The sequence below is a fragment of the Brevibacillus sp. AY1 genome, from assembly GCF_029870785.1.
In the GTDB taxonomy this organism is placed as follows: domain Bacteria; phylum Bacillota; class Bacilli; order Brevibacillales; family Brevibacillaceae; genus Brevibacillus; species Brevibacillus invocatus.
This window is the reverse complement of sequence record NZ_JAFLPN010000020.1, coordinates 1-18308: the sequence shown is the minus strand read 5'-3', so window position 1 is coordinate 18308 and position 18308 is coordinate 1. Positions and strand designations below refer to the sequence as shown.

The window sequence follows — 18308 nt, the reverse complement described above, 5'->3', positions numbered from 1 at the left end:
AAGAGATGGAATCAGCTTTTTTCTTTGAATTAGTGCTCTTTGATTACGTTGTAGAAGGTATCGCGTTCCAGGGCGCGTTTGCCTGCACCTTTGATCAGCCAGACCAGCTCATCGACAGTCAGCGCTTGTTGCGTCAAAGCTCCTGCCGCATGGCTGATGCGCTCCTCGATCAAGGTACCGTGGGCATCGGAGATTCCCATCGTCAGAGAGAGCTGAGTCAGTTGGGTACCGATGTTGATGAAGTACGCTTTGATGTGCTGGAAATTGTCCAGCATCAAGCGGCTGATTGCCATCGTTTTCAGGTCATCAATCGCGGAGTTGCGGCGTTTGATTCCAGCTGTTGCTTTGATCGGCTGTACAGCGAGCGGAATGAATACCATGAAGCCGTTGGTGTCGTCTTGCAGCTCACGCAGGCGCAGCATGTGGATCACGCGCTCCTCCAATGTCTCGATCGAACCGTAGAGCATGGTAGTATGGGTTTTCAAACCAAGCTCATGCGCAGTACGGTGTACCTGCAGATACATGTCCGTGCTCGCTTTTTCCGGGCTCATCTTCATGCGATAGCGTTCGGTCAAGATCTCCGCACCGCCACCAGTCAGACTTTGCAGACCTGCTTTCATCAGTTCTTGCAGCACCTCGCGAATGGAGAGGCCGGCGATGCGCGAGAAGAACTCGATCTCTGCACCTGTGTACGATTTGATCGTCACGTCAGGATATGCTTTTTTCAGCGTGCGCAGGGTATCCAGGTAGTAGTCGAATGGCATGTGCTGGTTGTGGCCACCTACGATATGGAACTCGCGGATACCTGGATGGAAGCGCGTTTCTACATAGTGCAGCAGCTCTTCCATATTCATGGTATAGGCGCCATCTTCACCTTGATCTCGACGGAATCCGCAAAACTTGCAATGCGCTTCACAGACGTTCGTCGGATTAATGTAAAGGTTTTGCAAAAAGTAAACATTGTCACCATTTTTCTTCTGGTTCACGAAATTGGCTAGCTGACCAATGGTGAGCAGGTCGTTGGAATGAAACAGTGCAACGCCATCCTCAAGGGTCAAGCGTTCGCCGTGGAGAACTTTTTCTGCTACACCGGTAAGCGATTTGTCTTGGATGGCAATAGTACCGAGTGCCATTCCAATCACTTCCTTTCTACTAGTCATAAAAAAATCGGCTTGAAAATCGGACACAAGGGCATCTATATTATAAACTTCTTACCATGCACGAACAATATCATAAGTTCTCCAAGTGTCGACTGTAAAATTCTAACAATTCTCGGCAAAAAGCAACCAAAGATAGGAGAATGGTGGTAAAATTTGTTTGCTATATCTAGGCTATTCTTGTAAGATATAGGTATGTTAGTTCGATCTACTTTTAGGAGGAGCTCCAAAATGCGGGACATTTTACTCGAAAATATCGAACTCCTTCGACAGCGAATGGTTAACTTCGGGCTGGAGTTTGGACTGGATCATCCAAAAGTCCTAGAATACAGCATACAAATTGACAAACTACACAACGAATTAAACCATATCGATCATTCTCTGTCTCAGGCAGTAGACAATACCAATAAGAAACAGTATCGGTTTTTTCTAAGGGAAAACCAAGCGCATTTTGCATAGAGAGGGAGAGCCTCTCTTTTTTTCTTTTGTCTCCCTGCCCAGAAATCGAAGTCCTGCCCTCTGGGGGAGAGAATGGGCTCCGTAAGTGTAGGGGAACCTTGTGGGAGAGGATGCTTCTTTTGTATACTGAGTATAAGGAAGCAGGTGCTCCAAGTGACCTGGCAAAGGAGGGAAACAAGCATGATTACATTGACAGAGCAAGCCAGCCTGAAGGTAAAGGAAATGCTGGCTGCAGAAAATGATCCAAACGTGTTTTTGCGAGTGGGTGTCCGACCAGGCGGTTGCAGTGGCTTCTCCTACGGGATTGGCTGGGATAAAGAGATGAAGGAAGGCGACGAGACCTTCATGCAGGACGGAATTAAAATCGTTGTCGATCAGGACAGCTATCTATACATTAAAGGTACCGAAATCGACTACAAGGAGTCCATGATGGGCGGTGGGTTTGCCGTCAACAACCCGAATGCGATCGCTTCTTGTGGCTGTGGGTCGTCGTTCAAGACGGCGCTGGCCAAGGGCAAGGAAGAGAAGTGCGATTAATCCGAGCATGAACATGGAATAGAGAAAAGAGGACCTTTTTGACTGGCGAGATTCAATTGCCGTCAAAGAGGTCTTCTTTTTCATCTACAGCTTTCTGTCCACCAAACTGGCCGACACTGGCGCAAGCCCAAGCTCCCGGCTCCAGATGGATAGCTGCCCGATATGATGGATTTCGTGAGCGATCAGGTGGCGCAGAATATCGCCTTGTGCATAGGGCTGCTCATTCCAGGAGATGTGAACCATTTCGCGGTCCAGCTCGCTCGACCAGCCTTCGACAAAGGGGGCGACCTCCTCTAGCCAGGTATCAGACAACTCCCGGATGATCTGGAGAGTCTTCACTTTTTCAAAAGGCACCTGCACGTCCGGCTTCCCCTGAATGCCGCGAATCCAGCTATACTCCCCGTCCGCAATGTGATAGAGGGTGTAAAGAATGCTGCCTGCCCCACCGATGCGATCTCTCAGCAATTCCTCGTGCGAGAGCTGTTTGCATCTTTCAAACCACTCCCTCCGTACCTCCCAGTTGTAGCGAAAAAGAACCTTCAAAGGAATCACTCCCTCATCATCTTTCTACTAGTGTAAGCGATTGGCGAAGGACTGTCTGGGGGATTTTGGAACCTGGCTGTATCGTACACGCTGTCCTCCTCGTATTTACCAGCGAATATCCATTAGAGGAGTGCGACGAATGATGATGGAAGAAACAACCGCGCAAAAAGGGATGCTGCGTCTCGGCATAGCCTCACTTGTGATCGGGATCTGGGCAGATTTTCTGTTCTTCGGCAAGGATATTGGAATCTCCTATATGTTGTTTGTCTTCAGCGTCTATGCCTTGTTTTTTTGGCAGGCGAAACAGAAGAGTATGCTGGTTCTCCGGCGTCGCCATCTCTTCGCCTGGGGGTTATCGCTGCCGATTCTTCTGCTTTCCACTACCTTTCTCTTATTTTCCAACACGCTGTTTCACTTCATCAATTGTCTGCTGATTCCGTTCTTGTTCATCGTCCAGACGATTCTGCTGACGGAAAGCAATCGCAAAAAATGGTACACACTGGACTTTTTGGGCGAGCTGCTCGGGATCGTGTTCATTCATACCCTGCGGCATGTGAGGACACCTTTTTCAGGAATGAAGGAGTGGCTCAAAAGCAGAGTCGATCAAAAAAAGTACGGTGTCGGATTGAAGGTCGCCACGGGAATCGGAATTTCACTTCCTATCTTGCTCGTTGTGCTGTCGCTTCTGTCACAAGCAGACGGGGTGTTTGGTTTCTTTCTGAGTGAAATTCCTCGGGTACTGCTGTCCTGGACTTCATTTGAGACGTTATGGCGACTCTTTTTAATTGCGCTGGTGGCATTGGGGCTGTTCGCCTATTTCCATGCGCTGATGGAAGAGCGTGAGGAGCATGTCGAGATCCCGGATCCTACCCGCGAAGAGCAGAAGATCGTCTGGGATGGGGTTATCATGGTGACAGTCCTGACGATGATCAATATCGTGTACATCGCGTTTACGGTGATACAGATCTCCTATTTGTTCACGGGAAACAAAATGCTTCTACCTGCGGGGATGACATACGCGGAGTATGCAAAAAACGGGTTCAACGAGCTGGTGATGGTCACTCTGATCAACTTCGCCATTCTTTTGATGACCATGCATTTTGCCTCCCGTGCAAAGCGCTTGCTGTATCGGTTGATTCAAGGTCTGCTCAGCCTGTTGACCGTTGGTACCGGATTCATGCTGTTCTCTGCGTATTTCCGCCTTTCCTTGTATGAAGCGTACTACGGGTATACCTATTCGCGCCTGCTGGGCCATGCGTTTATGATCTTCCTGGCCGTCTTGCTGGTCATCTCGCTGGTCAAGATCTGGCACGACAGATTTTCCTTGATCCAATCCTTTGCGATTGTTGGACTGGCTTCCTACGTTCTCTTGAACTATGTCAACATGGATGCCATCATTGCCAAAAACAACATTGCCCGTTATCACGACTCAAAGATACTCGACATCGATTATCTGACAGAGCTGTCGTATGACGCAGTTCCGATCATACTTTCGCTAGCAGAGGATGAGAGGGTTGGGAGCGAGGTGGTTTCCAAGCTGGAGAGGCGAATTGCAAAGCTCCCAGCGAATGACCAATGGCAGTCCTTTAATTTTTCCACCTATCAGGCAAAAAAATGGATGAGCCAGTCAGCAGGAAGATAGCCAGCTTTTTTCGAAGGATTCATCAGGCAACGGATCAGGGAAGGGGGGAAGGGCGTGGAGATTGGTCTCATCGCAACGATCATTGCAGGAATCAGCGTTATTGCTTGGCTGCTCATTCACACTTTGTTCGTGCAAACGACGGTTGTGGACATGAACCATGCCCGACTCCCGGCCTTGACCATCGTCCATATCTCGGATCTTCACGGCCGTACCCGTTTTCTCAACGGTTCCTTGCACCGTCTCATCAACGATTGGCAGCCCGATCTGGTATGTGTGACGGGGGATTTGGCGCAGCATCCAGAGCAGCTGGAGGGGGTCATGAGAGAAATAGCCAGGATACGGGCGAAAGACGGGATCTTTTTTGTGCCAGGCAATTACGAGCGGGAAGAGCTGCGAGGCTTTCGAAAAAGAAAGTACCCGAAAGACACGTATAACAGGATGAAGCAAGTCTGGCAGCAAAGCATGATCGTACTTGAAAACAGTGGTGCCAGCCTTTCCTATCATACGGGGAAGCTCGAGGTGTACGGCTTTGACAACTCGGAGTACGGAAATGAGCGCTATACGGGCGAACATGACGGAAAGGGAAAAGAGAAGGCCTTCACCCTGTTTCTCGCGCATTCGCCAAACATCATTTCCTCTATAAAAAGACACGAACTGACTGCTGATTTGCTGTTGACGGGTCATACACACGGCGGACAAATCCGGATCCTGGGCAAAACGGCAGGTGCTTACAAGCATTTTCACATCGGTGCCAAAGCGGATCAGCAGGTCGGGATCTTTGCGATTAGCCGAGGTCTCGGAACGACGAAAATACCGGTGCGCATGCATTGTTTTCCGGAAGTCACCATCTATCGCATCAATAAGGATGAGAAAAGATAGAAGTTCACCAAACCTTTGCCAGTTTGTCATGATTCGTTCACAGCTTCCCATATATTGGACATCAACTGTTCAGTACAATGGAATTGTAAAGATTAGAATAAGATTTTAAGAAAGAAGGGTCTCTTATGAAAATGAAGTGGGGTTTGCTGGTGTCGGCAGTAGCCGTATCCGCGATGTTAATGACAGCATGTGGTGGAGAAACAAAAGACCAGGCTGCCAGTGGCAACGAGGCTCCCGCTGCGGCTTCTTCTGGAACACAGGTAAACATCGAAGCAAGCAACTGGAAATTTAATCAGGATACATTTGAAGTAAAAGCTGGCGAAGAATTCACCATCAACTTCAAGTCCACAGAGGGTTTCCACGGAATCGGAATTGAAGGCCTCGATGTAGATTTGCAAAAGGACGGCAGCAAAACACTGAAAGTAGATCAGCCAGGAGAATATAAAATCTTCTGTAACATCACTTGCGGTCCTGACCACGGCAAGATGGTTGCCACACTGGTCGTGAAGTAAGGCTACAGTCCGATAACCTTGTTACCAAGCACTTTGTCCGTCATCGGGCAGGGTGCTTTTTAATTTTTATACATATTTTACCTTGAATTGGTGCAAGGTAAGAAAGCAGGTTTGCAGGAAGCGAACAGGTCGAACATGGAAGCAGGAAAAAAGGAGATGGATGGACCTGGAGAAACAACACTATTACGTCACATTGCAGTCCGGGACGACGGTTGCCGAGATCCGCAACGTCAAAGGTTCTTCTACGTACGACTATGAAATCGAGGCGACTGAAGTAGAAGTAGGGATGTTGCGTGATTTGTTCAACAACTGTATTCATGGAGATTTCATGATGTGGATGCATGGCCACACACTTTGGTCCGATATGCCAGACCGGGACAACGATGAATACGATGACAACCTGCGCGCGATTTACCAGATCATTTATCAGAACGGGACCCCAAAAACCAGAAACGATCTGGAGGAGATGGGAATCGTGAAGCTGTTTGGATTGGATCGAGAAGAGTTAAAGCCTTTCTAATCGTATCGGTAATAAGCTCTCAAGCGTAATCAGTCCGATGCCTCAAGCAAGCCCCCCTCTAAAACATGCTCTTCTAATTTGAGCGGGGCCCCAGCGAGGTTTTCTTCGCATTGCTTTCCTGTGACCTATTTTTAGAACCAAACAAAAGTACAAGGAGTGAAAAGAATGAAGCATTGGAAACAAGGAATAGTAGCAACTGTGCTGTTGATGGGGATGGTGATGCCTTTCGGCGCTCAGGCAGCTGATCATCAGGTACAGCCGAAAGCAGGTACATACACATCGGTTCCCGAGCAGGAAAATAACCATCACGGTCACCATAAATTCCGCATGCGTATGAGCGCCCACCAGAAAATGTACATGACGCTCCTGGCAGAAAAGTACACACCGTCCCAGGTAGCGGAATGGCAAACTGTACTGAAAGAGCGTGAAAAGCTGATCACCGAGCTGAAAGCCGCACGAGAAACATCTGGTCAGGAAGAAAAAGTAGAGGAAAAAGGAAAAGCGCCGGAGTCCGCTGATCGCAAGGAGAAGCAAGGCGAGGATACAGATCGACGTGCGAAGATGGAGAAGTTCAGAAAGGTGCATGAAGAGTTCGATACGGCAATCGAGACCGAGGATGCGGCGAAAATCAAGGAAGTGCTGCCAAAGCTATTGGAGCAATTGAAAGCCAAGAATGAACGGATGGCCAAGAAGCTGGCAGAGACCAAAAAATAAGGTTGGACATCGACAGGACGTACAAGCTCATACGTCCTGTTTCTTTTGCTGTTCAAACGCATTCCACTCCTGCACGATGACGGTTTGTTCCGCACTGCACCCGGGACACCAGCAGACATGCAGGCATTGGTGGTGGATAAAATCTGCATATCCGTTGTCCAGCTTGGAATCGTCAATCTCCCGGTACGGACTGTAGTCGCCGTAATAGTCATACAGGCGCCCACCATCGATCAACGGCTGCTGGCAGCGGGGACACTCCTCCTGCAACGTATCAAAGCCATTGCAAACTGGACACAGATGACTCATGGTGTAAACCTCCCCGTGCTTTCTTTTCTTTTACTGTGTGCGATGGCGGGAGGGGATATGCAGGATGAACGGACCGTTTATTTGGTTTCGATCCCCCGATGAGAGGGGACGTTTTCAATGAAAAAAAGCCTGCGCTACTCTAGGCGAGTGGCAGCAGGGCTTTAGTGGAGTTCGTCTAGTCAGAATGTAGAGAAATCTAATTCTACGTGTACAATTACGATTTGAAATTATCCATGCTGGAAGAGTGCCCAGGCTGTAATTTTGCGTTGGGGTTGATGTAGGCAATGGCGTTATTGACGGCAGTAGGAGCTTCACCGAAGCCGACTGCAATCAGCTTTACTTTACCTGGATATGTCGCGATGTCTCCTGCTGCGTAGATGCCTGGAATATTCGACTCCATGCGGGAATTGACCACGATCGAGCCTTTTTCCAGTTCCAGTCCCCAATTTTTGATGGGGCCGAGGGAGGAGATGAAACCAAAGTTGACGATGACAGCATCTACTTCGAGATCCTTCAGCTCTTTGGTTGTGCAGTGTTCCAGGGTGATGCGTTCAATATCGTTTTCTCCGTGCAAAGCAGAGATTTCATAAGGAGTTTTTACGTTCACTTTGGAGGACATCAGCATTTCTACACTGTGCTCGTGAGCGCGGAATTTGTCCCGGCGGTGAATCAGCGTCACTTCCTTGGCGATAGGCTCCAGCATCAGAGACCAATCCAAGGCAGAGTCGCCACCACCAATGACGGCTACGCGCTTTCCTTTGAAGGAGTTCAGATCGGTGACAAAGTAGTGCAGATTGGATTTTTCGTAGTTGACGGCGTCTGGATGCTCCAGTCTGCGCGGCTCAAATGCGCCTACACCTGCGGTAATAATCACCGTTTTAGAGTAGTGGATGCCTTTGTCGGTCGTAATCTCAAACACATCCTGATCATTTTTCACCACGTTTTCCACTTTTTCCTCAAGACATACGCTCTGCTGGAATTGGGAAATCTGGTCTTTCAGATTATTGATCAGATCCTGGGCCAAAACCTTAGGAAATCCGGCTACATCGTATATGTATTTCTCCGGATACAAAGCAGAAAGCTGCCCGCCAAGCTGAGGCATGCTTTCGATAATTTTTACACTAGCTTGTCGCATTCCGCCGTAAAAAGCAGTAAACAAGCCGGCAGGTCCGCCGCCAATGATCGTGATGTCATAGACTTGCTCGTCCTTTTGCAGAAAATTCAATCTCAGCACCTCCGAAATATTCTGAACAAACTCCTTCCTCATTATACCTGTACTTCCAATTGAAAAAAAGCGCCAACGATGAAGGTTTTCTGGAAAAGAGAATGCATGCTGGCAAGCTTTTGGCAGAGCCCGAAATATTCAGATCATACAAAAAAGCCTTGCAAAAGCGAATCACTGCCGATATGATGGGAGTGACTGTAAAAAAATTGTCACATTTTGCTTCGATCAAGTTTGTGCATTTTTTCACAGGTAGGACGTTCAAAGTGACAGGGCAATTATTCCGTTCATACGTATGTAATCATGATGGGCATCTTACTACTAACTAATCAAGTGAAATTTCGCACAAACTTCCACCAAATACCAAACAAACGAATGGAAGGGATACCATGAGCACACCCAAAATCCTCATCCTAGGTGCAGGCTACGGAGGATTATTAACCACTCTGCAACTGCAGAAGAAGCTGAATTACAATGAAGCAGAAGTTACTTTGGTAAACAAGCATAACTACCACTACATCACAACCTGGCTGCATGAGCCGGCAGCGGGAACATCTTCGGCAGATCATGCACGTGTCAATCTGGAAGGCATCATCAACACAAACAAGGTCAATTTTGTCAAAGGGACGGTTCAATCCATCCAATCAGAAGAGCAGACTGTCACTTTGGAAGGCGGAGAAGTCCTTTCCTACGACTATCTGGTCATCGGACTGGGCAGCGAGCCTGAAACATTTGGCATTGAAGGCTTGAAGGAGCACGCTTTTAGCATCCGCAGCATCAACGCTGTGCGCCACATTCGTGAGCATATCGAGTACATGTTCTCCAAGTATAAAAACGAGCCGGAGCGCACCGACTACATCACTTTTGTCGTTGGGGGAGCAGGCTTTACCGGAATCGAGTTTTGCGGCGAGCTGGGCGATCGCATCCCTGAGCTGTGCGAGGAATTCGACGTCGATCCTTCGCTCGTGAAGGTATATTGCATCGAGGCGGCTCCGACAGCTTTGCCTGGCTTTGATCCAGAGCTGATCAGCTATGCGATGGAAGTTTTGGAGCGCAAAGGAATCGAATTCAAAATCGGCACACCAATTAAGCAATGCACGCCGGATGGTGTCCTGCTGGCGACCGGTGAAGAGATCAAATCCAAGACCGTCGTCTGGGCGGCAGGTGTTCGCGGCAACAGCATCGTGGAAAAAGCAGGCTTTGAAGTCATGCGTGGACGCGTCAAGGTAGACGAATTCTTGCGTGCGCCAGGTCATGAAAATGTGTTCGTCGTCGGAGACTGCGCCCTGATTTTCAATGAAGAGGGCCGTCCTTACCCGCCAACGGCACAGATCGCTGTACAGGAAGGCGAAACCCTGGGTGACAACCTGGTCGCTATGCTGCGCGGCGAGCTGCCGCACAAGTTTACCCCTCATTTGCAAGGAACCTTGGCTTCCTTGGGCAAAGGCGAAGGGATCGGTCAGGTAGGCTCGAAAAAGCTGTTTGGCAGCACGGCAGCGATGATGAAAAAAGCGAGTGATTTGCGCTACTTGTACAAAATCGGCGGCGTTGGCCTCGCGATGAAGAAAGTCAAGCTGTAGAGCCATGCGTCATGCGAGTGTACAGGTCAGAGGATTGATGACCAGAGAAGAGCTTGATCGCTACAATGCCTTAATGGAAGTAGGCGGGTTTCTGGAAGAGCAGCACAGACACGACCTGGCTTGGCATGTGCAACGCGAAGTGGACATTTTGATCTTGCCCGCGATAGAGCGGTTGAAGGAAAAAGGGCGTGAGCGGGACAGAGAAAACCTCCGCTATATGATCGACAATGGACTGTTGGATGAAGACGACGAATAGACACATGTGCCCCCGACCTTAGTTCGGGGGTTTTGCATCGAGAAGGAGTGCGAAATAGATGAGAGCAGGCAAGGTATGGCTTGGTGCATGCGGAATTGTGATTCGCGGTGAAGAAGCACTGGTTGTGAAAAAGGCGTACAGCGGTTTGAAGGGGCAGTGGTCGTTTCCGGCGGGGTTTGTCCAGGAGGGTGAGACAGTAGACGAGGCTGCCGTTCGAGAGGTCTTGGAGGAGACAGGCATCGAGGCGATCATTCGTCACGTTGCTGCGATCCGCTCCGGTGTGATTCGTGAAAGCATCAGCGACAACATGGTGGTCTTCTGGATGGATTACGTCAGCGGCGAACCGCGTCCACAAGAAGGAGAGATTCTGGAGACGCGGTTTATGCCCATCGAAGAGCTGTTGACGCATCCGCTTTCTTCGACTTACCTGAAGATCATCCTGCCCAAATACAAGGAACGGGAGAGCGGGCTGAGCGGGCAAAGCCACGACATCGATCCTGTGTTTTCCTATACCTCGTACAAGATCTTCAAATGACAGGACTAGGGGAGAGAATTATCGATTCGAACGGGTGTTGGCTCTGATGAGACGTAAAACCTCCATGCAAGTGTCCAGATCTTTCGGAGCAATGCCTTTCACGGATTCGGCGATCGTCATGAGATTTTTTCGTTTATCCAGGGAATCCTGGGCCCGATAGACCAAACCTCGCTTCGTAAGCGTATTGATAATACGGGATGTACTTGGCTGGTCACGCATGGTTGCTGTAGCCAGCTCCAGCTGGGACAAGCCATCCTTTCGCCATAGCTCATTGAGGATGATCCATTGCTCTGTGGACACTTTACCGGCTGATTGGTTGAATAAAAAATCAAGAAATTCAGAGAATGACGTAGATAGAGAAAGATGATATCGCTTACATCCGCGGTACTTTTGCTGTTTTAGGGATGAAGCTGTTTGAAAAAAGAAAAAAACAAATGTTATTATTGAATTCATCTAAATAATCAGAAAATACATGCAATATTTGCCAGCGCATGAATTGGAAAGGGGAGATCAGCATGAGAACGAATCAAGAACAATGCCCATACTGCAAGGGAGAAGGGTACTTTCAACTGCTGCTGGGAGGAACGGAGAGCTGTCCGGGGTGTGAAGGCACAGGGGAATATTCCCTAAAAGAGACGGTAACCTCTGGAAGCAAGTAACGAAAGAGATCAAATGGAATTGACAGGCCGATCGCATTTCGCGATTCGGCTTTTTGCTGCGCGCTTGGTGGTATTGACCTGTTCCACTGATTTCGATACACTGAGATACGAAAACAAGCCATCTTTTTTCAATAGGTTCGTCTTTCGGTGCAAAGATAGGCAGGAGGTCTATAGGTCCATGAGTGTGCTGCAATTTATCGTTTCCATTGTCCTCTTCTCCGTTCTTGGCTTTGGGATCGGATTTATTTTTAACATGATTTTGCGTACAACCTGGTTTCCTGTTGTCATCGCGATTGGAATATTGGTAGGCACGCTGATTTTCCAGGGCATTGTTCCAGGCATTTGGGATGCTATTATTCTGGGCTGCGGAATGATCGGTACGATTGCCAGCGGCTGGACGATTCAAACGCTTCGCAAAAAAGGATATCGGATGTTTTAACAGCGGACAGGCCTTGAAAAAGGCTTGTTTTTACTTTCATGCAAATGGAAAGATCACAAAAAAACCGAATATTTCTGTAACGGAACAAAATTTGTGTATATTTTCCTCCTCCTCGGGACATGACTAGAACCGAGAGGAGGTTATCAGAAATGAATGGAAAGCGGATAGTAAGTATCCTCATGCTGAGCGTCATGATCTTGAGTGGCTTTGCCAGCGACGGGTACGGCTATAACGCAGTAGGAGATGGTCTGAGAGCCAACTCCGCGTTTGGAATCAAGGAAGTCAAGGAAGGTCAGCGAGTCGTCAAAAAGCGGAATGTATCCGCCAGCTCACTCACACAGGTGATAGATAAAACGGAAAGCATGCTGGATCAATATCCAAAAGTGCGTGTTGTTGCTACAGGCTATTACGCCGGAGTAGAATCTACCGGCAAGGACCCATCGCACCCGTCCTACGGCATTACCTATTCGGGTGTCAAAGTGCGAAGAGATGATTATTCGACGATCGCTGCTGACCTGCGTGTCTTCCCACTGGGGACGATTCTGTACATTCCTGGTTATGGGTACGGAGTTGTAGCCGATAAAGGAGGGGCCATTCGCGGAAACAAGATTGATCTATATTTCGAAACGAAACAAGATGTGTATAAATTGTGGGGGAAAAAGTCCGTAGATGTCTACGTGGTAAAGAAGGGAGAGGGCAAGGTCACAGAAGCCTTCCTCAATTCTCTGAACCAAAGAGGCGTAGCGGCTATGGCAGACCCCGTCCAGTAAGAAAAGGAAAAAAACGTTCAGGGCAAATGACAATCGGCCTTGGACGTTTTTTTGTACTGTTGGAAAGTATAGGTGCACGCGTACCCTTTGGGTATTAAGGCTCGCCAAAAGCTTGGCGTAGGCGGATTATCTAATGTTCGTTGGGGTGAAGGAGAGAGACCAGCTGCTCCAATCCATCGAGAATGCGAGGAGATGGACGACAGAAGAGCCCTTCCTCCAAGAGATGGACCTGGCCTAGACGGATGGCCTTCATATCCTGCCATTCAGGTCGTTCTGTGATCATGCTTGGCTTGATTCTTTTCAGATCGATTCCGCACCAGACTACACAGATATGATCCGGATTTCGCTCCATTACCATTTCACGTGTCGCCTTTACATTGGCGACCGGATAATCAGCGAAAATGTTTGTGGCGCCCGCGCATTCACTGACATCCGTCAGCCAGTTCTCTCCCCCAGGCGTATAGATCGGGTTGGGCCACCATTCCCAGTACAGAGCTGGCTTTTGCTCGTAGGAGGAGGTTTTTTGCCGGATGGTTTCCATTCTTTCGTCAAATTGAGCCGCAAGTTCCGCCGCTTTTTGCTGTGTTCCTGTCGCTTCTCCGACAAGCCGAATATCATCTGGTATTTCCCCGATACGAGAGGGGTTCAGGACGATGTGCGGAATGCTGCGAGCGCGCAACGCATCGATATTGGCTTCCATTCCCGGAACGCTGAGCGAGGCGACCACGAGATCGGGCTGCAGTGCAGCCACCCGGTCCATATCAATCGTCAGGTCAGGACCGACTCGCGGCAGATGCTGCCATTCAGCAGGCCAGTCAGAATGATTATCGAGCCCGACTACCTGCTGGCCAAGTCCCAAATAGTAAAGGATTTCCGTATTGCTCGGACAGATGGATACAATACGCATGAACCTTCCTCCTTCAGGGCATTTCCTAGAAAAGCGGATGGACGAGCAGTGCGACTACAACGCCCAGCGTACCGCCAATCAGAACTTCAATGGGCTGATGTCCGAGCAGTTCCTTTAATTTTTTTGCCTTTTCCTGTGCAGGGCGTGCTCTGAACACTTTCATGTTTTCCAAAAGGTGATTGAACTCATCAACCAGCTTATTGAGCACGGCAGCTTGCATCCCGGCATGACGACGTACCCCAGCAGCGTCAAACATGACGATGACTCCCAAGATGGCGGAGATGGCAAACATATTGCTGCCAAAGCCTTCGCGCAATCCTACTGCAGTGGAGAGAGCAGTGACGGCAGAGGAGTGGGAGCTGGGCATGCCGCCCGTACTAAACATCAAGGACCACATCCACGTTTTCGTGGTGAGAAAATGCAACGGGATTTTGATGAATTGGGCAATTCCTATGGCAAGCAGCGCAGCCCACAAGGGAAAGTTATCGAGAAAGTCATTTGCCACAGAATTCCATTCCTTTCTATGTACGCTTCTAGGTTTATTGTAACAGATGGGCGTATGGATCATCCGTTAACTTTATAAGAAAAAGCTTGATCTTTTTTAGAGAGTGCGTATGATCGCTCACGCATTCGTCAAAAGTGTTGATGCCCTTTTTACTGGATGTCAGCGAATGACAATCTGTGATACGATGAAAGTGAACGGGGGAAACGGAAGGGGTGCATGGGATGCATTTTCCCGAGCAATATCTTCAGTTCATCGATAAGTTCAATGCAGGCGAGTATTACGAGTGCCACGACCTGCTGGAGGAAATCTGGATGGAGGATAAATCAGACAAGTTTCTGCAAGGACTTTTGCAGCTGTCTGTCGGCCTATACCATCTGGAGTACGGCAATATTAAAGGTGCTCGCTGGATGCTCGGCAACGCGCGCAAGTATCTGTTGCGCTATAGTCCCAATCATTGGGGCCTTGATGTCCATGACGTGATCACATACATACAAACCTGTGAGGCTACACTTCCTGATGTCGAAGTCATTCCTTATGCCCAAGCAAAGGCCATCTCGTATCCTACTTATCGTTTGCGATTAGACACTAGCTAGTGAAAAAACAAATGCGATGATAATTGTATCCTAACTTAGGGAAAGAGGGAAGAGTATATGAAAGTAATCGTGGAAAAACGGATGCAGCTCGTGAGCACCGAATGTGACGAACTGATTGTTCCTCTATGGAAAGGCGAGTCTTTAGCGCAGGTTTACCCGGAGCTGAATCAGGCTTTTGACGGCGGTTTGGAAGCGCTTCAAGAGAACAAGGAAATAAGTGGCGATGCCAAAGCTGTTGCGGTGATCCACGGAATGGGCAGAATAGCTGCGAAAAAGCTGATCGTCATCGGCATGGGCGAACCGGAGAAATTCGATTTTGTCGCTGCTCGCAATGCGTGGGGAAAAGCGGCGAAAACCGTACTTTCCAAGGGAAGCAGCAAAACGGTAGCCATCGATCTGCCGACGACAGACAGACTGGACGCGGATCGGGTAGCGCAGGCGGCGACAGAAGCATTCGGGCTGGCTGACTATCATTACGAGGGATATCGCAAAAAAGCGAAGCGTGAGACGGATTCAGTCGACACCGTGCGCATCCTGGCTTCAGAAGATGCCAACGAAGTGATCAGCGCAGGCGTTGGGCGCGGATGGGCCTTGGTTCAGGGCACGAATCTCGCCCGTACTCTCGTGAATGAGCCGGGTAATTACTTGCCACCTCGCGTTTTGAAGGATGCGGCGGTGGAAGTGGCTACACGCCATGGCATGCAGGTTGACGTGCTGGAAAAAGCAAAGCTGGAGGAGCTGGGCATGGGGGGCGTCCTCTCCGTCGCACAGGGAAGTGTGGAGGAGCCTTACGTAATCGCCATTCGCTACCAGGGACGGGAAACCTGGGATGATGTGATCGGCTTGATCGGAAAAGGGGTTACGTTTGATACAGGCGGCATCTCCATCAAGCCGGTCGCAGGTATGGAAAATATGAAGTCGGACATGGGCGGGGCAGCAGCGATGATCGGCGCATTGGAAGCGCTGGGACAGCTCAAGCCAAAAGTGAATGTGCTTGCAGTCATCGGTACGGTCGAGAATATGCCATCGGGTTCGGCGTTCCGACCAGGAGATGTCATCACCACGATGAGCGGAAAAACCGTGGAGATCATCACCACAGATGCAGAAGGCCGTCTGGTTCTGGCAGATTGCATCACCTACGCCAAGGAGCAGGGAGTATCCTGCCTGATAGATGCCGCTACCTTGACGGGTGGAATTGTCGTTGCATTGGGGAACTACTGCTCCGGTGCCATGACCAATAACCAGGAGCTGGTGAACGAGCTGCTGGATGCTGCAGAGGTAGCGGGTGAGCGTTTGTGGCAGCTGCCTACTTTTGAAGAATACCGGGAATTGAACAAGAGTCATTATGCCGACCTGAAGAATTCGGGTGGACGCAACGGTCATGCCATCGTCGGTGGGGTCTTTTTGCAGGAATTCGCCGAGGATACGCCGTGGGTGCATCTGGATATCGCGGGTACAGCCTACAACGTCAATCAGGGCGATATGCAGCCAGCCGGTGGTACAGGTGTCATGACTAGGACCATCACACAGTTCGTGACCAATCGAGCGAAAGCCTGACAAATTCATTCAAACCATTAATCATATAGAGGAGAGTGGAGTTCATGGTACAAAATCCAAGTAATGAAACACGTCGCCAACTGCTTGAGGATGCGAAAACAATCGCAGTCGTGGGTCTCTCCAATAAACCGGACCGCACGAGCTATATGGTAGCAGCCGCCATGCAAAACGCGGGCTACACCATCATTCCGGTCAATCCAGTGATTGCGGGTGAGACGGTTCTGGGAGAAAAGGCAGTAGCTACACTCGCTGAAATCGATTCGCCAGTAGATATCGTCAACGTGTTTCGCAAAAGCGAGGACATCCCGCCAGTAGCGCAGGAAACCTTGAACATGAAGAACAAGCCGAAAGTGTTCTGGATGCAGCAAGGGATTTCCAATGACGAAGCGGCTAAGCAAGTCAGCGAAGCTGGAATCGAGGTCGTCAGCGATTTGTGCATCAAGGTCGATCATGCACTGCTGCGAATCGGAAAATAAGAAAGCAAAACCCTCGCTTCCTCGCGGGGGTTTTGTCACACATGCAGCCAGCACATTTCGTGGAGAAACATCTCTTGCGGAGCAGGGCTTGATGTGATAAGAAAAGAAGCATACGAAAACATCGTGGAAGGAGTGGGCAACATGTTTTTCAACCCGTCAGCGGAGACGAAACAGGATCGGATTCCTCCCAATCAGAAGCAAACGACAGGATTTCCTGTTCTTCATTACGGTGAGGTACCCGAGTATACCGATCTGGCAACCCAGTGGAACCTGCGCATTTTTGGACTTGTGGAGGAAGAGGTAACGCTTTCCTATGAGCAGGTCATGGCTTTGCCAAAGGGCAATACGACCAACGACATCCACTGCGTGACAGGCTGGAGCAAGCTGGATAACGAGTGGGAAGGAGTTCCGGTAGAAGAAGTGACCAAGCTGGTCCGGATCAAGCCAGAAGCCAAATACGTCATGCTGCATGCGGAGCACGGCTGGACAGCCAATCTGCCACTCAAGGATTTTCTCACTCCTGGCAATCTCTTTGCGAACAAGCACAATGGCGAGGAGCTAACCCCGGAACACGGCTGGCCGCTTCGTTTTGTCGTTCCGCATCTGTATTTCTGGAAGAGCGCCAAGTGGGTGCGCGGGATTGAGTTTATGGAGAAAGACAAGCAGGGCTTCTGGGAGAAGAATGGGTACAATATGTACGGTGATCCGTGGAAAGAGCAGAGGTTTGCATGGGATTAGTCCTTAACCGAGCAACATAATAATTTTGGGCAGTGTGCGCAGCAGGAGAAATTATTTTCTCCTGCTGTTTCGTTATGAGAGGATGATTTTGACACACTGATTTGTATTTGCTGTACTATCAAAATATTGAAATAAATGAATAGGTTGGAGGAGAAACTATGCAGGAGTTGAACGGAAAAGTAGTGCTTATTACGGGAGCAAGTTCTGGAATTGGTCGTGCGACAGCGGAACTATTGGCTTCAAGAGGGGCGAAGGTTGTTATCAATTACAATTCAAACGAAAAGGGTGCGACAGAAACTGTTCAAGCCATTCGAGGGCACGGTGGTGACTGTATAGCTATCCAAGCAGATGTCACGAACAAAGAGCAAGTCGAGGCAATGGTCCAAAAAGTAGTTTCCATTTACGGAGCCGTTCATATATTGGTAACTCAACTTTCGCAGAGCGAAAATGAGCGTATTCCCTTGGTACAGCAAGTCTAAAACCAATTTTAGAGTACTCCTTGAAAAATAGAAAAACACCACTCCGTTTGGTAAAGTGAAAGTGTCGAGGAATCACTACCATACAGGAGAGGTGTCCTTTCTATGATAGAGCAAACTCAACAAAACAATCAACTCCCTGCCGAAATCAAAATGGCTTGGAAAGAACTGAAAGTGCTGCATCACTTGAAAACCGCCTATTTTCTTCATTTGGTAAATACATTTCACCCATTAATATTGTGAAATTTCAATAACGGATAGACGAAACGGATCAGGACAAGTACGTGAAAAAGTTAACGACCAAAGCATATCTACTCCTGTTTTTG

The 18308-nt window shown here is 49.0% G+C and carries 25 protein-coding genes; 18 read left to right on the top strand and 7 right to left on the bottom strand.

Features of this window, described 5'->3' with window-relative positions; all coding sequences use genetic code 11:
* Positions 1-29: 29 nt before the first annotated feature.
* Entirely contained in the window at positions 30-1133 is a 1104-nt protein-coding gene (mqnE, locus tag JZI27_RS15870; protein ID WP_251244617.1) for an aminofutalosine synthase MqnE, read from the bottom strand.
* A 255-nt stretch (positions 1134-1388) separates the two neighbouring features.
* On the opposite strand from mqnE, the gene JZI27_RS15865 reads away from it, so the two are divergent.
* Positions 1389-1616, top strand: coding sequence for an aspartyl-phosphate phosphatase Spo0E family protein (locus tag JZI27_RS15865; RefSeq protein WP_122908932.1), 228 nt, complete (start codon positions 1389-1391; stop codon positions 1614-1616).
* A gap of 180 nt (positions 1617-1796) precedes the next feature.
* Complete coding sequence (gene erpA, locus JZI27_RS15860; protein ID WP_122908933.1) at positions 1797-2153, top strand: iron-sulfur cluster insertion protein ErpA; 357 nt, start codon at positions 1797-1799, stop codon at positions 2151-2153.
* An 84-nt stretch (positions 2154-2237) separates the two neighbouring features.
* Here erpA and JZI27_RS15855 read toward each other — a convergent pair whose 3' ends face one another.
* Positions 2238-2696, bottom strand: a complete 459-nt coding sequence (locus JZI27_RS15855) for a DinB family protein (RefSeq protein WP_280208216.1) — start codon at positions 2694-2696, stop codon at positions 2238-2240.
* 139 nt (positions 2697-2835) lie between these two features.
* On the opposite strand from JZI27_RS15855, the gene JZI27_RS15850 reads away from it, so the two are divergent.
* The 5 genes from JZI27_RS15850 to JZI27_RS15830 all read left to right on the top strand — a co-directional run bounded on the left by JZI27_RS15850 (position 2836) and on the right by JZI27_RS15830 (position 6963).
* Entirely contained in the window at positions 2836-4338 is a 1503-nt protein-coding gene (locus tag JZI27_RS15850; RefSeq protein ID WP_280208215.1) for a DUF4153 domain-containing protein, read from the top strand.
* Between the two features lie 54 nt (positions 4339-4392).
* Positions 4393-5217, top strand: a complete 825-nt coding sequence (locus JZI27_RS15845) for a metallophosphoesterase (RefSeq protein WP_280208213.1) — start codon at positions 4393-4395, stop codon at positions 5215-5217.
* A 125-nt stretch (positions 5218-5342) separates the two neighbouring features.
* Complete coding sequence (locus tag JZI27_RS15840; protein ID WP_122908935.1) at positions 5343-5729, top strand: cupredoxin domain-containing protein; 387 nt, start codon at positions 5343-5345, stop codon at positions 5727-5729.
* Positions 5730-5889: 160 nt separating this feature from the next.
* On the top strand, positions 5890-6249 hold the full coding sequence (locus JZI27_RS15835) for a hypothetical protein (protein WP_251244620.1): 360 nt from the start codon (positions 5890-5892) through the stop codon (positions 6247-6249).
* Positions 6250-6414: 165 nt separating this feature from the next.
* Positions 6415-6963, top strand: a complete 549-nt coding sequence (locus JZI27_RS15830) for a hypothetical protein (protein ID WP_280208210.1) — start codon at positions 6415-6417, stop codon at positions 6961-6963.
* A 27-nt stretch (positions 6964-6990) separates the two neighbouring features.
* On the opposite strand, the gene JZI27_RS15825 is transcribed toward JZI27_RS15830, so the two are convergent.
* Together JZI27_RS15825 and JZI27_RS15820 are read right to left on the bottom strand one after the other, a co-directional pair.
* A complete protein-coding gene (locus tag JZI27_RS15825) occupies positions 6991-7269 on the bottom strand; it encodes a hypothetical protein (protein ID WP_280208208.1) in 279 nt (92 codons plus the stop codon).
* A gap of 214 nt (positions 7270-7483) precedes the next feature.
* Entirely contained in the window at positions 7484-8494 is a 1011-nt protein-coding gene (locus JZI27_RS15820; protein WP_280208207.1) for an NAD(P)/FAD-dependent oxidoreductase, read from the bottom strand.
* A gap of 386 nt (positions 8495-8880) precedes the next feature.
* Here JZI27_RS15820 and JZI27_RS15815 point away from each other — a divergent pair, with 386 nt between their 5' ends.
* The 3 genes from JZI27_RS15815 to JZI27_RS15805 are packed head-to-tail and all read left to right on the top strand — an operon-like array spanning position 8881 to position 10862.
* Positions 8881-10071 carry an NAD(P)/FAD-dependent oxidoreductase gene (locus JZI27_RS15815; RefSeq protein ID WP_122908939.1) on the top strand — a complete coding sequence of 397 codons (1191 nt, stop codon included), beginning with the start codon at positions 8881-8883 and terminating at the stop codon, positions 10069-10071.
* 4 nt (positions 10072-10075) lie between these two features.
* Positions 10076-10327: a hypothetical protein gene (locus JZI27_RS15810; RefSeq protein WP_122908940.1), complete on the top strand. Its 252-nt coding sequence runs from the start codon at positions 10076-10078 to the stop codon at positions 10325-10327.
* Between the two features lie 58 nt (positions 10328-10385).
* A complete protein-coding gene (locus JZI27_RS15805) occupies positions 10386-10862 on the top strand; it encodes an NUDIX domain-containing protein (RefSeq protein WP_251244622.1) in 477 nt (158 codons plus the stop codon).
* Between the two features lie 18 nt (positions 10863-10880).
* On the opposite strand, the gene JZI27_RS15800 is transcribed toward JZI27_RS15805, so the two are convergent.
* Positions 10881-11162 (bottom strand): MarR family winged helix-turn-helix transcriptional regulator, encoded by a 282-nt coding sequence (locus JZI27_RS15800; protein ID WP_280208204.1) that lies wholly within the window; start codon positions 11160-11162, stop codon positions 10881-10883.
* 215 nt (positions 11163-11377) lie between these two features.
* On the opposite strand from JZI27_RS15800, the gene JZI27_RS15795 reads away from it, so the two are divergent.
* The 3 genes from JZI27_RS15795 (at position 11378) to JZI27_RS15785 (ending at position 12730) form a co-directional block, all read left to right on the top strand.
* Positions 11378-11521, top strand: a complete 144-nt coding sequence (locus JZI27_RS15795; protein WP_183184975.1) for a YuiA family protein — start codon at positions 11378-11380, stop codon at positions 11519-11521.
* A gap of 178 nt (positions 11522-11699) precedes the next feature.
* Positions 11700-11960, top strand: a complete 261-nt coding sequence (locus tag JZI27_RS15790) for a YuiB family protein (protein WP_122908943.1) — start codon at positions 11700-11702, stop codon at positions 11958-11960.
* Between the two features lie 149 nt (positions 11961-12109).
* The gene (locus JZI27_RS15785) at positions 12110-12730 is read left to right on the top strand and encodes a 3D domain-containing protein (RefSeq protein WP_251244624.1); all 621 of its coding nucleotides are present in this window, start codon (positions 12110-12112) and stop codon (positions 12728-12730) included.
* Between the two features lie 130 nt (positions 12731-12860).
* Here the strand turns inward: JZI27_RS15785 and JZI27_RS15780 are convergent, their stop codons facing one another.
* Both JZI27_RS15780 and JZI27_RS15775 read right to left on the bottom strand, forming a co-directional pair.
* Positions 12861-13637 carry a cobalamin-binding protein gene (locus JZI27_RS15780; RefSeq protein WP_280208201.1) on the bottom strand — a complete coding sequence of 259 codons (777 nt, stop codon included), beginning with the start codon at positions 13635-13637 and terminating at the stop codon, positions 12861-12863.
* 25 nt (positions 13638-13662) lie between these two features.
* Entirely contained in the window at positions 13663-14142 is a 480-nt protein-coding gene (locus JZI27_RS15775; RefSeq protein WP_245996770.1) for a divergent PAP2 family protein, read from the bottom strand.
* 221 nt (positions 14143-14363) lie between these two features.
* Between JZI27_RS15775 and JZI27_RS15770 the strand changes: the two genes are divergently transcribed.
* From JZI27_RS15770 to JZI27_RS15750, 5 genes are all read left to right on the top strand, one after another.
* Positions 14364-14735: a DUF309 domain-containing protein gene (locus tag JZI27_RS15770; protein ID WP_122908947.1), complete on the top strand. Its 372-nt coding sequence runs from the start codon at positions 14364-14366 to the stop codon at positions 14733-14735.
* 57 nt (positions 14736-14792) lie between these two features.
* Complete coding sequence (locus tag JZI27_RS15765; RefSeq protein ID WP_251244626.1) at positions 14793-16292, top strand: leucyl aminopeptidase; 1500 nt, start codon at positions 14793-14795, stop codon at positions 16290-16292.
* 44 nt (positions 16293-16336) lie between these two features.
* The gene (locus JZI27_RS15760; protein WP_280208197.1) at positions 16337-16768 is read left to right on the top strand and encodes a CoA-binding protein; all 432 of its coding nucleotides are present in this window, start codon (positions 16337-16339) and stop codon (positions 16766-16768) included.
* A 141-nt stretch (positions 16769-16909) separates the two neighbouring features.
* Positions 16910-17506: a sulfite oxidase-like oxidoreductase gene (locus tag JZI27_RS15755; protein WP_122908950.1), complete on the top strand. Its 597-nt coding sequence runs from the start codon at positions 16910-16912 to the stop codon at positions 17504-17506.
* A 158-nt stretch (positions 17507-17664) separates the two neighbouring features.
* Positions 17665-17985: an SDR family NAD(P)-dependent oxidoreductase gene (locus tag JZI27_RS15750; RefSeq protein ID WP_122908951.1), complete on the top strand. Its 321-nt coding sequence runs from the start codon at positions 17665-17667 to the stop codon at positions 17983-17985.
* The last annotated feature ends 323 nt before the right edge of the window (positions 17986-18308 follow it).

What these genes read in the sequence shown, in the direction of transcription:
- mqnE (WP_251244617.1), bottom strand. Translation starts at nt 1,133, where the DNA reads ATGGCACTCGGTACTATTGCCATCCAAGACAAATCGCTTACCGGTGTA.
- JZI27_RS15865 (WP_122908932.1), top strand. Translation starts at nt 1,389, where the DNA reads ATGCGGGACATTTTACTCGAAAATATCGAACTCCTTCGACAGCGAATG.
- erpA (WP_122908933.1), top strand. Translation starts at nt 1,797, where the DNA reads ATGATTACATTGACAGAGCAAGCCAGCCTGAAGGTAAAGGAAATGCTG.
- JZI27_RS15850 (WP_280208215.1), top strand. Translation starts at nt 2,836, where the DNA reads ATGATGATGGAAGAAACAACCGCGCAAAAAGGGATGCTGCGTCTCGGC.
- JZI27_RS15840 (WP_122908935.1), top strand. Translation starts at nt 5,343, where the DNA reads ATGAAAATGAAGTGGGGTTTGCTGGTGTCGGCAGTAGCCGTATCCGCG.
- JZI27_RS15835 (WP_251244620.1), top strand. Translation starts at nt 5,890, where the DNA reads ATGGACCTGGAGAAACAACACTATTACGTCACATTGCAGTCCGGGACG.
- JZI27_RS15830 (WP_280208210.1), top strand. Translation starts at nt 6,415, where the DNA reads ATGAAGCATTGGAAACAAGGAATAGTAGCAACTGTGCTGTTGATGGGG.
- JZI27_RS15825 (WP_280208208.1), bottom strand. Translation starts at nt 7,269, where the DNA reads ATGAGTCATCTGTGTCCAGTTTGCAATGGCTTTGATACGTTGCAGGAG.
- JZI27_RS15815 (WP_122908939.1), top strand. Translation starts at nt 8,881, where the DNA reads ATGAGCACACCCAAAATCCTCATCCTAGGTGCAGGCTACGGAGGATTA.
- JZI27_RS15810 (WP_122908940.1), top strand. Translation starts at nt 10,076, where the DNA reads ATGCGTCATGCGAGTGTACAGGTCAGAGGATTGATGACCAGAGAAGAG.
- JZI27_RS15805 (WP_251244622.1), top strand. Translation starts at nt 10,386, where the DNA reads ATGAGAGCAGGCAAGGTATGGCTTGGTGCATGCGGAATTGTGATTCGC.
- JZI27_RS15795 (WP_183184975.1), top strand. Translation starts at nt 11,378, where the DNA reads ATGAGAACGAATCAAGAACAATGCCCATACTGCAAGGGAGAAGGGTAC.
- JZI27_RS15790 (WP_122908943.1), top strand. Translation starts at nt 11,700, where the DNA reads ATGAGTGTGCTGCAATTTATCGTTTCCATTGTCCTCTTCTCCGTTCTT.
- JZI27_RS15785 (WP_251244624.1), top strand. Translation starts at nt 12,110, where the DNA reads ATGAATGGAAAGCGGATAGTAAGTATCCTCATGCTGAGCGTCATGATC.
- JZI27_RS15780 (WP_280208201.1), bottom strand. Translation starts at nt 13,637, where the DNA reads ATGCGTATTGTATCCATCTGTCCGAGCAATACGGAAATCCTTTACTAT.
- JZI27_RS15770 (WP_122908947.1), top strand. Translation starts at nt 14,364, where the DNA reads ATGCATTTTCCCGAGCAATATCTTCAGTTCATCGATAAGTTCAATGCA.
- JZI27_RS15765 (WP_251244626.1), top strand. Translation starts at nt 14,793, where the DNA reads ATGAAAGTAATCGTGGAAAAACGGATGCAGCTCGTGAGCACCGAATGT.
- JZI27_RS15760 (WP_280208197.1), top strand. Translation starts at nt 16,337, where the DNA reads ATGGTACAAAATCCAAGTAATGAAACACGTCGCCAACTGCTTGAGGAT.
- JZI27_RS15755 (WP_122908950.1), top strand. Translation starts at nt 16,910, where the DNA reads ATGTTTTTCAACCCGTCAGCGGAGACGAAACAGGATCGGATTCCTCCC.
- JZI27_RS15750 (WP_122908951.1), top strand. Translation starts at nt 17,665, where the DNA reads ATGCAGGAGTTGAACGGAAAAGTAGTGCTTATTACGGGAGCAAGTTCT.